Source organism: Helicobacter pylori (assembly GCF_003638305.1).
In the GTDB taxonomy this organism is placed as follows: Bacteria; Campylobacterota; Campylobacteria; order Campylobacterales; family Helicobacteraceae; genus Helicobacter; species Helicobacter pylori_DJ.
Genome location: NZ_MVYP01000002.1, coordinates 81,346 through 95,695, shown reverse-complemented (window position 1 = coordinate 95,695; position 14,350 = coordinate 81,346). Strand labels below are relative to the sequence as shown.

Genomic DNA, 14,350 nt, shown 5'->3' with positions numbered 1-14,350 from the left:
TCGCTCCATTAAAGTTCAGCTTAGAGCAAATAAAACACCTTTTCTTCTTGAAAAACGCTTTTAATTTCTACAAAAAGGGTTTTTTCTGTGCGTTCTTCTAGCACGATAATAGGATTAATACTCTCGCTCCCGCTCACTAACGCCCTTAAGGATAACTCTTCTTCATAATTCAAGGGGTTAAGGTTTAACTCTTTTAAATTATCGTAGTTTTTTGCCATAAGGGTATTAAGGCCTTCTAAAGTTAAAAACAAGGTTTCATCTCTTTGGCTATAACCCACTAGAGCGCTTAAACGCTGAGAAAATACCCACCTTAAATCGTTGATCCTAACCTTAGCCTTACTTTTAGAGCGCGCTAGAATGCAGCAATCCAAGGGGTTTGAATTTTTAGAAAGCCACACGCCCCCATTCAATAAGCGGTAAGTTGCGATCGTTTTTTGGGCTAAAAAAGGCTTATTAGCGTCCTTTTTAGCCGCTTCTAATGCTCTAAAAACTTGCGTTCTTTCTTCAATACTTGCGGGTAAAATCTGGCGTTTTAAAGGCGAGTAAAGCTCAAAGGGGCTTCTGTTTTGGGATTCTTTTTGGATTTTTAAAGCGAATTGGCAACCGCAATAATTTTGCCTGTAAAGCTCATTTTCTCTCGCCAAAGCTTGCAAATTTAAATCCAACTCGCTCTTAAAATGTTCAAAATTATCGTTTCTAAACACAACAAATTCCAAATTGTGCCTTTGTGCGATGCTCTGCCCCTTAGCGATGAGCTGGTTAGGGTCTTTTTTAGGGCTTGTGAGTAAGGTGGTAGTGAATCTTTCTTCCCCTAATTCAAAGGCTTTCAAAGCGCTCGCTTCTAAGCGTAAATCAAAGCACTCAAAACAGCGTTCGCTTTTTTCCCCTAACAATTCCTTACCCTTAGCTTTATCTAAAAATTTTTCTAATTCATAATCGCCCTCAAGCAATTCAATTTCTAGCATCTCGCAAGTGCGTTTCACATCCTCTAAACGCAACAAGTATTCGCTATAAGGGTGGATATTGGGGTTATAAAAAAACCCTACAATTTTTTCACCCACAAAAGCCTCTTTAGCCTTTTTTAAAAAATAGAGGTTATCCACCGAGCAGCAAATATGAATGAGCATTAAAACTGCTTTTTATTCACATCTTCTAAAATATCGTTAGAGACTTTGTCAATTTCTTGACTGATTTCTAACGAATCGCTAGCGATTTTTAGATTGCCCTCAGTAACCGATCTTAAGGCTTCAATAGAAGCGTTGATCTCTTCTACTTCTTTAACCTGGTTTTTAATGCTCTCGCTCGTGTCTGAAATGCTTTGAACTAAAATATTGATATTGGCTTCAATCTCGCTGAGGGATTTTTGCGTCCTTTCAGCGAGCTTCCTCACCTCATCAGCCACCACCGCAAAGCCTCTGCCATGTTCGCCCGCTCTTGCGGCTTCAATAGCAGCGTTTAGGGCTAATAAATTCGTTTGATCAGCGATGTCTCTAATGATTTCCACAATGCTTTTAATGTCTTGCCCTTGCTCAATCATGGCTTCACTTTGAGAGCTCACGCCTTGAATGGAAGTGGTGATATTTTCTATCGTTTTGGAAGTTTCCATCAAGCTTTTGTGTTGGGAGTTTGAAGCCTTTTCTAAATTTTGCACGCATTCTTTTAAATTCGCGCTATCGTTCGCTAAATCTTTGGCAAAATTAGACGAAGTTTCTAGCATTTTTTGGATTTCTTGCCCTAAAGCGTTAGTGACCAATTCCACCCTACCCGAAGCGTTTTGGATCCGGCCTCTAAAATCCAAACCAGAATAGCTTTCAAAAATTTTGAAAATGCTTGGCATGTGAGTCCCTACGCTTTCTTGCAAATAATCCATGATTCCGTTTAGCGCATCCCTCAATTCTTTCAAATCAGGGCTTGCGGGATCAGCCGTGATGCGCACCGCAAAATTCCCTGCTTTCACATCTGAAACCACTTTAATGGTGTCTTGGACGGCTTGCTTGTCTTCTTGCATGGTCTTTTGGGTTTGCAAGATATTTTTATTAATGGCTGTTTGCATGCGCCCCAATTCGTCATTAGATCGCGCTTCAATCAATTTAATATCGCTAGAATGGGCTTGATTGTTCAATAATTTAAAGAAATGAGACAAGGTGCTAGAAACGGCTTCCAAACGATTGCTCACGATCGCTCGCATTAAGAGAGTGATCGCTATAATCAAGGCTAACACCATGATCGCACTCGCTATGATCACCACAAAACGCACCGAGCCTACTTGCTCATAGACCTTGTCTTTTTCAATAATTAAAGCGATCATCCAATTGAGATTGTCTTTACTTTCTGTTTTGCCTAGCATTTTAAAGGTTTCAACGGCTAAAAAATTCTCCTTATGGCTAAAGGGATCTAAGTATTCTAAAGTCGCTTTAGAGCCGTTTTCTAAAATTGCCATCACTTCGTTGGTGGCTTTAGGCACGCTCTTATAAATTTCGGTGATGGATTTGTCTTGCAAGCTTTTATTCGCGCTCAAAAGCACTTTACCTTTAACACCGATTAAGAATAAATCGCTCCTGTTTTTAGTGATTTCATTACTGAAGCTGTCAATGGAAAAGAAAATCATCAAAACCCCTACAACCTCTTGAGTGTTCCCATTCAATAAAGGTAAAAGAATATCCACCCCATAAACTTCCGCCCCGTTAGGCATTTTCCTGTAATAAGGCAAGCTTTTAGAAATTTCTCTATTTTTCATCGCTTTTTGCACTAAAGGGTTATTCCCTAATGACGGGTTTTCCATCACTTTGATCGTATCGTTATCTCGTAAAAGCGTCAGTCTTAAATCTTCTCTGTCTTTAAAAAACATGCTCACCCCAGCGACATGCGAATTGGCTAAAATGAAGTTTTTTAATAATTGGATTTTGATTTCTCTTTTGGTGTCTTTAGGGAGCATTTCTTTGACAATGCCCATGCTCGTATAAGTGTTTTCCAAAACCCCTTGCACTTCCTTAACCTTGAAATGCAAACTATCTTGCATTGAATGCAGAGCGCTTTCTTTTAAAATCTCTTTCACCCTGCTGTTTAAGGATACCCCTAAAATGCTCACGCACACGATCACAATCAACGCCACGCACAATATGATTTTATTACCGATGCTCAAACCTTTAGACAAAACACAACCTTACTATGATGAATTTTTTGCCTATTTGTGGCAAAATTTTAAACCGCATTATAGTATTATAAGCATAAATCCAAAATTAAACTGAATAAAAAAAGCGATCGATCATTCTCATTAAAAAATCATTTTAAGGTTGCATTCGCTCTTTTAGGGTATGCTACGGCTTAAAATTATCCAAAGTATTAAGAAGGAAAAATCATGCCTTTTGTCCCCACGCGCTCTTTGAAAGAAAGAAAGATTGATTTTATTGAAGCAATATTAAACCCCAACGCCCCCAAAGGCGGGCTTTACACTTTAGAGCATTTTGAAACGCTAGAATGGCAAGATTGTTTGAGCATGAGCTATAGCGAATTAGTAGAGCATGTGTTTGAGCTTTTAAATTTAGAAATCCCTAAAAATTTACTGGCGAGCGCTTTAAAACGCTATGAAAATTTTGATAACCCTAAAAACCCAGCCCCTATTTTTGCGCTCAATGAAAGGCTTTTTGTCCAAGAACTCTACCATGGGCCTAGTTTGGCGTTTAAAGACATGGCGTTACAGCCTTTAGCGAGCTTGTTTTCTAATCTAGCGGTGGGGAAAAACGAAAAGTATTTGGTGTTAGTATCCACAAGCGGCGATACCGGCCCTGCGACTTTAGAAGGTTTAGCGGGCATGCCTAATGTTTTTGTGGTGTGTTTATACCCCAAAGACGGCACAAGCTTAGTGCAAAAACTCCAAATGGTAACCCAAAGCGCTAGCAATTTAAAGGTGTTTGGGGTGAGTGGGGATTTTGATGATGCGCAAAACGCGCTCAAAAACCTTTTAAAAGACGATGATTTTAACGAAGCGCTAAAAACGCGCCAATTAAAATTAAGCGTGGCTAATTCCGTGAATTTTGGGCGCATCGCTTTTCAAATCGTCTATCATATTTGGGGCTTTTTGGAATTGTATAAAAAAGGGGCGATCAATTCTAAAGAAAAAATCACCCTAGCCATACCTAGCGGTAATTTTGGGAACGCTTTAGGGGCGTTTTATGCCAAAAAAATGGGCTTGAATATTGCTAAAATCAAGGTGGTAACCAACAGCAATGATGTTTTAAGGGAGTTTATAGAGACAGGGCGTTACGATTTAACCCACCGCTCTTTAAAGCAAACTTTCTCGCCGGCTATGGATATTTTAAAAAGCTCTAATGTGGAAAGGGTGCTTTTTAGCCTTTATGGGTTTGAACGCACGCTAGAATTGATGCAAGCTTTAGAAGAAGAGAAATTTTATGCCTTAAAGCCTAAAGAATTAGCCCTTTTACAAGAGCATTTTTCTTGTGCGAGTTGCTCAGATGAAGCTTGTTTGAAAACGATCCAAGAAGTTTATGCAGAGCACCAATACCTGATTGATCCCCACACCGCCACCGCTTTAAACGCCAGCTTGAAAACCAACGAAAAAACCCTTGTTTCTGCCACCGCCTCTTATGAGAAATTCCCTAAAACCACCCTTTTAGCCCTGAATGAGCAAAAGAAAAACGATAACGATAAAGCCGCCCTAGAAACGCTTAAAAACAGCTACAATACCCCGGATAGCCAGCGCCTTGATGATTTATTTGAAAGAGGGATCAAGCACCAAGAAGTTTTAAAACTCAATGAGATCAAATCTTCTATTCTTTTGTGGTTAGAAAGCCTACATTAAATCTTTTTTAAGCCCTTATTCCTAATAAAATCTTAATTTTAAGTCAAACTACACTATAATAAGGAAATTCTAAACGAAGATTAAACTTTGAATGAAAGGAGTTTGAATGAAAAAAATCGTTTTAGTAGCGATAGCCTTACTGATAAGTGGTTGTGCGAGCTATAAAATCACGCCTGAACATGTTACTTCCTATAATAATGGGATTCAAGTGATGACCTCCACGCAAGCCAAGTCTAAAGTCCAGTTAGAAATCGCTCAAAGCAAATTGAAAGGTTTGAATGAATCCCCCTTAGTGCTGTATGTAGCGGCACAAGTTATAGAGGGAAATCCTGTGGTGTTTAGCCGTAAAGCCATTTCAGTGTCTATCAACCAAACGAATTTACCGGTCTTAAGCTTGAGACAGGTGATGAAATCCAGTTTTGATTTTGAGGGCATTTTACAAAGTTTTAATATTGCCGTGCCGACCGCCCCTATTGATAATGTCAATATGATCACCCCGCCTATGTTTTATTACGGGCAAGGGGGGTTTTTAGCTTATAACGGCATGATGTATGGGGGAATGGGCATGTATGGGCCAGGCTTTGGCATGATGATGATGGATGATGTGGAAGAGCAAGAAGTCATGCAAGAAAGCCGCCAAGCTTTAAAAATCCTAGCGATCAATTATCTTAAAAACAACACCCTTAACGTTGAAAATAAGGCTAAGGGAGGGTTTGTGGTAGTGGATACCAAAAACCTTAAAACCCCGGGCGTGGTGGTGGTTAAAGTCTTTTTAGAAGATGAAATCCACACCTTTAAAATTGATATTTCTAAGATGTAATCATCCCCATTTAATAAAAGCCTTTGGGTCAATCCACCTAGAGGTTTTTTCTTAATTGGGTTAAAAACGATTGAACCTTACCCCATTTTTTAGACTTTATTTAATGGTAAAAGGGGAGAAAATCCCAACAATTAACCCCTTTTTTTGCGTTTATTTTTGAGAAGCTAAAAAATCCTGGATATTTTCTTTGGTTTTTTCTATCAAGGTTTTCAAGCTGTCGCTATACGCCCATGCGATGTGGGGGGTTAAAAGCAATTTGTTTTGGATCTTTGGGTTCAAAAACGCATGGTCTTTTTCAAAAGGCTCTTTCACAAACACATCGCTAGCGTAATACAAATCTTTGGTTTCTAAAGTTAAAGCCAAATCCTTTTCATTCACAATGCCCCCACGCCCCACATTGATTAAAATCGCCCCTTCTTTTAGGCTTTGCAATTCTTTGAGAGCAATTAAATCGCGCGTGCTTTCATTTAAGGGGGCATGAATGCTGATAATATCGCTTGTTGCGAGCAGATTTTTTAAACTCAAGTGCTCATACTCTTCTTTTTTATCTTTAGGGGAATAATACACCACCTTTGCCCCAAAAGCTTGAGCGAGCTTAGCGACTCTTTTACCAATAGTTCCTAAACCAATAACCCCCCATTGACCCCCTTTAATAAGCCCCATTTTCATACCGCTAATGTGCGTAAAAATATCGCTTTGGCTATATTCCCCGCTTTTGCAATAACGATCGTAATAGTTGATCCTCCCCAACAAAGACAACGCGCACGCTAAAGTGTGCTGGGCTACAGATTCCGTAGAATAAGCATTCACATTTTTGACTTCTATACCCAAAGCTTTCGTGCTTTTTATATCCACATTATCCGTGCCTGTAGCGGTGATGCAAATGAGTTTGAGTTTAGGCAATTGGCTTAAAACCTCTTCAGTAATCACGACTTTATTCAATACCATGATTTCAGCTTCAATAGAGCGTTCAACGATTTGACTGGGCGAAGTAACCTCATAAAAATCAAAATCCGCCACTTCTTTTAAAACTTCTAGCGCTTTTAACCCCACGCTTTTAGCGTCTAAGATCACGCCTTTTTTGAATGTTTCCATCTCTATACTCCCAGATTTAATTTTAAAGTTATATAATTAAACCACAAAAATCCTTTTTTAAAAGAAACTAAGCATGCCAAAACCCAAGAAAAACACCCTCCCTTGTAGCCTTTCTGTCAAAATGTCTTATTTCATGCACCTTCTCATTAAATGGCGCACCCGCTCTTTAAGCCATAAGATGATGACTCTAGTTCAAATTTTAAGCATTCTAGCCTTAGCGAGCAAGGCCAGTGAAGATTTAGAAGAGCAGCTCAAAAAAATCAAAGACTACATTTATAGAACCCTAAACGCTAAAATCGCATCGGATGTGTATGACCGAGTGCTTATTTTAGTGAATGAATATTGCGCTAATGAAGAATTGTTTGATAAAGAGAGCGTTAAAATTTCAGATTTACTCATTCAAGACATTCAGCTTTACGCTTTAGTGGATGAAATGCTTAAAGAAGATAAATACCAGGTCCAGCACACCATTTTAAAGGGCATTATCAAGCACAAATACGATGAAGCCTACTCGCTCAATAGCGAAGACAGGATTCTTTTAGAATACCAAGAACGCTTGCTAGAACCCTCATACGCGTCTTTTTCCAATAAAAAATTCAAATGATTTGAAAGCGTTACCCCACTTTTTAGGTTTTTATTGAAAAAGGGCTTTAAAATAAGCTAAAATGAGCGTTTTATTTGAAAATATAAAGGGATTGAATGGCTTTTAAGGTGGTGCAAATTTGTGGGGGGCTTGGGAATCAAATGTTTCAATACGCTTTCGCTAAAAGTTTGCAAAAACACCTCAATACGCCCGTGCTATTGGATATTACTTCTTTTGATTGGAGCAATAGGAAAATGCAATTAGAACTTTTCCCTATTGATTTGCCCTATGCGAGTGAAAAAGAAATCGCTATGGCTAAAATGCAACACCTCCCCAAGCTAGTGAGAGAGGCGCTCAAATACATGGGGTTTGATAGGGTGAGCCAAGAAATCGTGTTTGAATACGAGCCTAAATTACTAAAGCCAAGCCGCTTGACTTATTTTTATGGCTATTTTCAAGATCCACGATATTTTGATGCTATATCCCCTTTAATCAAGCAAACCTTCACCCTACCCCCCCCCGAAAATGGAAATAATAAAAAAAAAGAGGAAGAATACCACCGCAAACTTGCTTTGATTTTAGCCGCTAAAAACAGCGTGTTTGCGCATATAAGAAGAGGGGATTATGTGGGGATTGGCTGTCAGCTTGGTATTGATTATCAAAAAAAGGCTATTGAGTATATGGCAAAGCGCATGCCAAACATGGAACTTTTTGTGTTTTGCGAAGACTTAAAATTCACGCAAAACCTTGATCTTGGCTACCCTTTTATGGACATGACCACTAGGGATAAAGAAGAAGAGGCGTATTGGGACATGCTGCTCATGCAATCGTGTCAGCATGGCATTATCGCTAACAGCACTTATAGCTGGTGGGCGGCTTATTTGATAAACAATCCAGAAAAAATCATTATTGGCCCCAAACACTGGCTTTTTGGGCATGAAAATATCCTTTGTAAGGAATGGGTGAAAATAGAATCCCATTTTGAGGTAAAATCCCAAAAGTATAACGCTTAAAGCGGCTTAAAAAAGGGGCTTATAAGATTTAAATCTTTAATTTTAGATCGTATCTCTTGATAGCGAGCGTCTAATTCTAATTTTCTGTTCATGGATATTTTGATAAATTCGCTTTCTTTTTCTATACCGATAAATTCCCTTTTCAAAAGATTAGCCGCAATGCCTGTGGTGGAGCTCCCGCTAAAAGGATCGCCAATGAGGGAATTGTCATCGCTCGCCATTAAAAGCAAGCGCACCAACAGCGCGAGGGGTTTTTGAGTGGGGTGCTTGCCATTTGCTTTTTCCCAAGGAGCGATCGCTGGGAAGCTCCACACATCACGCATTTGTTTATCGTTATTGATCTTTTTTAAAACCTCATAATTAAAAACATGCTTGTGCTTGCGGCTTTTCCTCGCCCAAATGATTTGTTCAGCGGAATGCGTCAAATAACGGCAGCTGAAATTGGGAGGAGGGTTGGTTTTTTGCCAAGTGATGAGGTTTAAAATCTTAAAATCCAGTTTTTGTAAAACACGCCCCAAAGAAAAAAGGTTGTGGTAAGTCCCGCTGATTAAAAGGCTTCCTGTGTTTTTTAAAGCCTTTTTGGCGTTGTTGATCCACTGGTAATTAAACTCATCAATATCGTTAATCCCATTTTCTTTATCCCAATCGCCTTTATTGACGCTCACAATCTTACCGCTCTGTATGCTTAAGCCGTCGTTAGAAAGGAAATAAGGCGGATCGGCAAAAATCAAATCAAAAGCATTTTCAAATTGGGGCAAAATCTCATTACAATCCCCTTGATAAAGAGTGAAAAGCTCGTCTGCACTTTTAAAAATGGGGTGTGCGATTTCATTAGAATGCGCGATTATCATTTTTGCACCTTTGATATAAAATCATTCACATAGCTTAAGTTATAGATTTCTACAGATTTGTAAGCTTCTTGGAGTTTGCTTTTAGCGTCTAGCCAACCTGTGCCATCAGTTATCCAAATAAATTCGTAATTAGGGAATGCTTCAAATTTTAAAGCTAAGTCTTGATAGGATCTTGCGACTTCATTAAGCTTGCTCCCACTAATGGTATAAAAATTAGCTTCTATAAAATAAGTTTTATTTTTACCAAAAATAACAAAATCAAATTTTTTAATATCATTTCCAAAAGCTTGGCATAAATCCTTAAATTCTCTAATATCTACTTGTTCTTTAAAATTTAATTGGGCTTGGACAAAAAGATCGCTAAGATGATTTTCCATAGCCTTTCCGCTGCGATTTTTTCTTGCATTGCTATCAAGCCCCACTTCTATACCAAATATACCAAAAACAAAATCATTTAAATCTTTAATGTTTCTGTTGCAAAAAATTTGCTCCAACCCCGTTTGGCGAATAAATTCATAGACTTTTTCATCATTTTCAAAATAAGAATGTAGGGGATAAAAATTACCATTAGCATCACGCACTATATCATCTTTATCTCTCACAGCAATGAGAATATTTAAAACATTAAAAGCTTTGGGATATTCTTTAAAAAGTATTTTAATGCAATTTTTAAGCTCTTTTGTATCTTTCCCAAGTAAAAAATTCAAGTGGTTTAAAGCGATACTTATTTCATTTTTATTTTTGAGACACTTTTGCCAATCGGTGAAAAAGTCTAAAGTCCTGTTGCTTGTCTTAAGGCTTTTTAAAAAAGTATCAAAGGGCAGATGGTTTTTCATTTTTGCTCCGTTTTAATGTTTTTCTTTAACTATATATTGTTTGTGCTTTACAACCCTTAATAGGGTTTAGGCTGGGTGTCTCTCTTCACCCAACCTAAAATTTGTATTTGTAAAATCTGTAAAAGGAGTGTCGTAAAAGGAATGCTTAGAAACTATGGTGTCTCGTTAATACATTCTAAACAAAAAGTTTTTAAAGGCAAAAAGGCTGGCGGACAGGGAGGGATTCGAACCCTCGGTAACCTTGACGGCTACGCATCCTTAGCAGGGATGTGGTTTCAGCCAACTCACCCACCTGTCCTCATTCATAAAGTGGAATTATAGTAAAAATAAGTTAAAATAAACCTTAAACTTTAATGGTTTCTAAACAAAACTAAGGGCTTTTATATTACAATTTTAAATTATGGATTAATAAAATTTAAAGGATAACACCATGCAATACGCGCTATTATTCCCAGGGCAAGGCTCGCAATGTATAGGAATGGGGAAATCGTTCTATGAGAGCCACACCCTAGCTAAAGAATTGTTTGAAAGGGCTTCTAACGCGCTTAAAGTGGATATGAAAAAAACGCTTTTTGAAGAAAACGAGCTTTTAAAGGAGAGCGCTTACACCCAGCCTGCCATTTATTTAGTGAGCTATATCGCTTATCAGTTACTCAACAAGCAAGCAAATGGGGGGTTAAAACCCGTTTTCGCTTTAGGGCATTCGCTCGGTGAAGTGAGCGCGGTGTCTTTGAGTGGGGCGTTAGATTTTGAAAAAGCCCTTAAACTCACGCACCAAAGAGGCAAAATGATGCAAGAAGCGTGCGCGAATAAAGACGCTTCCATGATGGTCGTTTTGGGCGTTTCTGAAGAAAGCCTTTTGAGTTTGTGTCAAAGAACTAAAAACGTGTGGTGCGCGAATTTCAATGGCGGCATGCAAGTGGTTTTAGCCGGGATTAAAGACGATTTGAAAGCCCTAGAGCCGACTTTAAAGGAAATGGGGGCTAAAAGAGTGGTTTTTTTAGAAATGAGCGTGGCGAGCCATTGCCCTTTTTTAGAGCCTATGATTTTTAAATTCCAGGAATTGCTAGAAAAAAGCCTAAAAGATAAATTCCATTTTGAAATCATCTCCAATGCGACTAATGAAGCGTATCATAACAAAGCAAAAGCCGTTGAATTATTGAGCTTGCAACTCACTCAGCCGGTGCGTTATCAAGACTGCGTGAAATCCAACAACGACCGAGTGGATGTCTTTTTTGAATTAGGCTGTGGGAGTGTGTTAAAGGGGCTTAACAAGCGCTTAAGCAACAAGCCCACCATAAGCGTGGGGGATAATAAAGGGCTTGATGAAGCCATTGAGTTTTTAGAAGAATACGTGTGAATTAGGAGAAAATGGTGCAAAAAATTGGCATTTTAGGGGCGATGAGAGAAGAAATAACCCCTATTTTAGAATTGTTTGGCGCGGGTTTTGAAGAGATCCCTTTAGGGGGGAATGTTTTCCATAAAGGCGTTTATCATAATAAGGAAATCGTTGTCGCTTATAGCAAGATTGGCAAGGTGCATTCCACTTTAACCACAACGAGCATGATTTTAGCGTTTGGCGTTCAAAAGGTGCTTTTTAGCGGGGTGGCTGGAAGCTTGGTTAAAGATTTAAAAATCAATGATTTGTTAGTGGCTAACCAATTAGTCCAGCATGATGTGGATTTGAGCGCGTTTGATCACCCTTTGGGGTTTATCCCAGAAAGCGCGATTTTTATTGAAACGAGTGGAAGTTTAAACGCTTTAGCTAAAAAAGTCGCCAATGAGCAACATATCGCGCTCAAAGAAGGCGTCATCGCATCAGGCGATCAGTTTGTGCATAGCAAAGAAAGGAAAGAGTTTTTAGTTAGCGAGTTTAAAGCGAGTGCGGTGGAAATGGAGGGAGCGAGCGTGGCGTTTGTGTGCCAAAAATTTGGCGTGCCATGCTGTGTGTTAAGGAGCATTAGCGATAACGCTGATGAGGAAGCTAACATGAGCTTTGATGCGTTTTTAGAAAAAAGCGCTCAAACTTCAGCGAAATTCTTAAAAAGCATGGTGGATAAGCTTTAGGTTTGTTTTTATAGAGTTATGGAATGGAGTGGTGGAATGCAAAAAAGCTTTTTAGTATTTTTTACATTTTGTGATGAATATTTAATAAAGTGGGGAAAAATTCCAATAATATAATTAGAATTTAAGCTATTTTTTAGTAGAATGGCAAAGGATTAGGTGTATCTTATCTTATAGGCCTAGCTTTTGATTGAAAGCATGGGTTCTTATTTATGGAGTGTCCAATGAAAAAGAAAGCTAACGAAGAAAAAGCCCCCAAAAGAGCCAAAACAGAAGCCAAAGCAGAAGCCACACAAGAAATTAAACAAGAAAACAAAGCTAAAGAAAGCAATAAAGCCAAAGAGAGCAAAATTAAAGAAGCCAAAACCAAAGAAAGCAAAGTCAAAGAAACAGCGAAAGAACCTGTTCCTGTTAAAAAGCTTAGTTTTAATGAAGCGTTAGAAGAATTGTTCGCTAATTCCTTAAGCGATTGCGTTTCTTATGAGTCCATCATTCAAATCAGCACGAAAGTCCCCACTCTAGCCCAAATCAAAAAAATCAAAGAATTGTGCCAAAAATACCAAAAGAAATTGGTCAGCTCTTCAGAATACGCTAAAAAACTCAATGCGATTGACAAGATTAAAAACACCGAAGAAAAGCAAAAAGTTTTAGATGAAGAATTAGAAGATGGCTATGACTTTTTGAAAGAAAAGGATTTTTTAGAGTGGAGCAGGAGCGATAGCCCAGTGCGCATGTATTTGCGTGAAATGGGGGATATAAAACTTTTAAGCAAAGATGAAGAGATTGAATTGAGCAAGCAAATCCGCTTGGGTGAAGACATTATTTTAGACGCGATTTGCTCGGTGCCGTATTTGATTGATTTTATTTATGCGTATAAAGACGCTTTAATCAATCGTGAACGAAGGGTCAAAGAGCTTTTCAGGAGCTTTGATGATGACGATGAAAATAGCGTGAGCGATTCTAAAAAAGATGACGACAGCGAAGAAGATGAAGAAAACGAAGAAAGGAAAAAAGTCGTTTCTGAAAAAGACAAGAAGCGCGTAGAAAAGGTTCAAGAAAGCTTTAAAGCCCTAGACAAGGCTAAAAAAGAATGGCTTAAAGCCCTTGAAGCCCCCATAGATGAAAAAGAAGACGAATTGGTGCGTTTATTGACCCTAGCTTACAAACGCCAAACGCTCAAAGACAGACTCTATGATTTAGAGCCTACCAGCAAACTGATCAATGAATTAGTCAAAACGATGGAGACCACTTTAAAAAGCGGCGATGGGTTTGAAAAAGAGTTGAAACGCTTGGAATACAAACTGCCCTTATTCAATGACGCTTTGATCGCTAACCATAAAAAAATCCTCGCTAATATCACTAACATGACTAAAGAAGATATTATCGCTCAAGTGCCAGAAGCGACCATGGTGAGCGTGTATATGGATCTCAAAAAACTCTTTTTGACTAAAGAAGCGAGCGAAGAAGGCTTTGATTTAGCCCCTAACAAGCTAAAAGAAATTTTAGAGCAAATCAAAAGAGGGAAATTGATTTCCGATCGCGCTAAAAACAAAATGGCTAAATCCAATTTAAGGTTAGTAGTGAGCATCGCTAAACGATTCACGAGCAGAGGCTTACCCTTCTTGGATTTGATTCAAGAGGGCAATATCGGCTTGATGAAAGCAGTGGATAAGTTTGAGCATGAAAAGGGCTTCAAGTTTTCTACCTATGCGACCTGGTGGATCAAGCAAGCCATCAGCAGAGCCATAGCCGATCAAGCCCGCACTATCCGCATCCCCATTCACATGATTGACACGATTAATCGCATCAATAAAGTCATGCGCAAACACATTCAAGAAACCGGCAAAGAGCCTGATTTAGAAGTGGTGGCTGAAGAAGTGGGGCTTTCGTTAGATAAAGTGAAGAATGTGATTAAGGTTACTAAAGAGCCTATCAGTTTGGAAACCCCAGTCGGCAATGATGATGACGGCAAATTTGGGGATTTCGTGGAAGATAAAAATATCGTTAGCTCCATTGATCACATCATGCGAGAAGATTTAAAAGCGCAAATTGAAAGCGTTTTGGATCAGTTGAATGAGCGAGAGAAAGCGGTGATCCGCATGCGTTTTGGGCTTTTAGACGATGAAAGCGATCGAACTTTAGAAGAAATCGGTAAGGAATTGAATGTTACTAGAGAAAGGGTGCGCCAGATTGAAAGCTCTGCGATCAAAAAATTGAGAAGTCCGCAATACGGACGCATTTTAAGAAACTATTTGCGCATTTGATGTTA

At 38.8% G+C, this 14,350-nt stretch carries 12 protein-coding genes and 1 tRNA gene; 7 read left to right on the top strand and 6 right to left on the bottom strand.

Annotation, left to right across the window (positions count from 1 at the left end):
* Window positions 1-20 precede the first annotated feature (20 nt).
* Window positions 21-1,127 (bottom strand): epoxyqueuosine reductase QueH, encoded by a 1,107-nt coding sequence (locus tag EAL04_RS01415; RefSeq protein ID WP_120972771.1) that lies wholly within the window; start codon window positions 1,125-1,127, stop codon window positions 21-23.
* A complete protein-coding gene (gene tlpA / locus EAL04_RS01410) occupies window positions 1,127-3,154 on the bottom strand; it encodes a methyl-accepting chemotaxis protein TlpA (RefSeq protein WP_120972769.1) in 2,028 nt (675 codons plus the stop codon). Before tlpA ends, EAL04_RS01415 begins: the two co-directional genes overlap by 1 nt.
* 204 nt (window positions 3,155-3,358) lie before the next feature.
* Here tlpA and thrC point away from each other — a divergent pair, with 204 nt between their 5' ends.
* Both thrC and EAL04_RS01400 read left to right on the top strand, forming a co-directional pair.
* A complete protein-coding gene (thrC, locus tag EAL04_RS01405; RefSeq protein ID WP_120972767.1) occupies window positions 3,359-4,819 on the top strand; it encodes a threonine synthase in 1,461 nt (486 codons plus the stop codon).
* Window positions 4,820-4,925: 106 nt separating this feature from the next.
* The gene (locus EAL04_RS01400) at window positions 4,926-5,639 is read left to right on the top strand and encodes a hypothetical protein (protein WP_120972765.1); all 714 of its coding nucleotides are present in this window, start codon (window positions 4,926-4,928) and stop codon (window positions 5,637-5,639) included.
* A gap of 150 nt (window positions 5,640-5,789) precedes the next feature.
* Here the strand turns inward: EAL04_RS01400 and EAL04_RS01395 are convergent, their stop codons facing one another.
* Window positions 5,790-6,734, bottom strand: a complete 945-nt coding sequence (locus tag EAL04_RS01395; RefSeq protein WP_120972763.1) for a D-2-hydroxyacid dehydrogenase — start codon at window positions 6,732-6,734, stop codon at window positions 5,790-5,792.
* A 73-nt stretch (window positions 6,735-6,807) separates the two neighbouring features.
* Between EAL04_RS01395 and EAL04_RS01390 the strand changes: the two genes are divergently transcribed.
* A complete protein-coding gene (locus EAL04_RS01390) occupies window positions 6,808-7,338 on the top strand; it encodes a hypothetical protein (RefSeq protein ID WP_120972761.1) in 531 nt (176 codons plus the stop codon).
* Window positions 7,339-7,433: 95 nt separating this feature from the next.
* The gene (locus tag EAL04_RS01385) at window positions 7,434-8,330 is read left to right on the top strand and encodes an alpha-1,2-fucosyltransferase (protein WP_120972759.1); all 897 of its coding nucleotides are present in this window, start codon (window positions 7,434-7,436) and stop codon (window positions 8,328-8,330) included.
* On the opposite strand, the gene EAL04_RS01380 is transcribed toward EAL04_RS01385, so the two are convergent.
* The 3 genes from EAL04_RS01380 to EAL04_RS01370 all read right to left on the bottom strand — a co-directional run bounded on the left by EAL04_RS01380 (window position 8,327) and on the right by EAL04_RS01370 (window position 10,315).
* Entirely contained in the window at window positions 8,327-9,181 is an 855-nt protein-coding gene (locus EAL04_RS01380) for a DNA-methyltransferase (RefSeq protein WP_120972757.1), read from the bottom strand. The two genes, EAL04_RS01385 and EAL04_RS01380, sit on opposite strands and share 4 nt — an antisense overlap.
* Entirely contained in the window at window positions 9,178-10,017 is an 840-nt protein-coding gene (locus tag EAL04_RS01375) for a type II restriction endonuclease (protein WP_120972755.1), read from the bottom strand. Before EAL04_RS01375 ends, EAL04_RS01380 begins: the two co-directional genes overlap by 4 nt.
* Window positions 10,018-10,223: 206 nt before the next feature.
* A tRNA-Ser gene (locus EAL04_RS01370) sits at window positions 10,224-10,315 on the bottom strand.
* Window positions 10,316-10,447: 132 nt separating this feature from the next.
* Between EAL04_RS01370 and fabD the strand changes: the two genes are divergently transcribed.
* From fabD to rpoD, 3 genes are all read left to right on the top strand, one after another.
* Window positions 10,448-11,377, top strand: coding sequence for an ACP S-malonyltransferase (gene fabD, locus EAL04_RS01365; RefSeq protein WP_001199001.1), 930 nt, complete (start codon window positions 10,448-10,450; stop codon window positions 11,375-11,377).
* An 11-nt stretch (window positions 11,378-11,388) separates the two neighbouring features.
* Window positions 11,389-12,084, top strand: coding sequence for a 5'-methylthioadenosine/adenosylhomocysteine nucleosidase (locus tag EAL04_RS01360; protein ID WP_120972753.1), 696 nt, complete (start codon window positions 11,389-11,391; stop codon window positions 12,082-12,084).
* 221 nt (window positions 12,085-12,305) lie between these two features.
* Complete coding sequence (gene rpoD / locus EAL04_RS01355) at window positions 12,306-14,345, top strand: RNA polymerase sigma factor RpoD (protein ID WP_120972751.1); 2,040 nt, start codon at window positions 12,306-12,308, stop codon at window positions 14,343-14,345.
* The last annotated feature ends 5 nt before the right edge of the window (window positions 14,346-14,350 follow it).

Bases quoted from the DNA above. Each gene is read 5' to 3' on its own strand.
- EAL04_RS01415 (WP_120972771.1), bottom strand. From the start codon at position 1,127: ATGCTCATTCATATTTGCTGCTCGGTGGATAACCTCTATTTTTTAAAA.
- thrC (WP_120972767.1), top strand. From the start codon at position 3,359: ATGCCTTTTGTCCCCACGCGCTCTTTGAAAGAAAGAAAGATTGATTTT.
- EAL04_RS01400 (WP_120972765.1), top strand. From the start codon at position 4,926: ATGAAAAAAATCGTTTTAGTAGCGATAGCCTTACTGATAAGTGGTTGT.
- EAL04_RS01395 (WP_120972763.1), bottom strand. From the start codon at position 6,734: ATGGAAACATTCAAAAAAGGCGTGATCTTAGACGCTAAAAGCGTGGGG.
- EAL04_RS01390 (WP_120972761.1), top strand. From the start codon at position 6,808: ATGCCAAAACCCAAGAAAAACACCCTCCCTTGTAGCCTTTCTGTCAAA.
- EAL04_RS01385 (WP_120972759.1), top strand. From the start codon at position 7,434: ATGGCTTTTAAGGTGGTGCAAATTTGTGGGGGGCTTGGGAATCAAATG.
- EAL04_RS01380 (WP_120972757.1), bottom strand. From the start codon at position 9,181: ATGATAATCGCGCATTCTAATGAAATCGCACACCCCATTTTTAAAAGT.
- EAL04_RS01375 (WP_120972755.1), bottom strand. From the start codon at position 10,017: ATGAAAAACCATCTGCCCTTTGATACTTTTTTAAAAAGCCTTAAGACA.
- fabD (WP_001199001.1), top strand. From the start codon at position 10,448: ATGCAATACGCGCTATTATTCCCAGGGCAAGGCTCGCAATGTATAGGA.
- EAL04_RS01360 (WP_120972753.1), top strand. From the start codon at position 11,389: ATGGTGCAAAAAATTGGCATTTTAGGGGCGATGAGAGAAGAAATAACC.
- rpoD (WP_120972751.1), top strand. From the start codon at position 12,306: ATGAAAAAGAAAGCTAACGAAGAAAAAGCCCCCAAAAGAGCCAAAACA.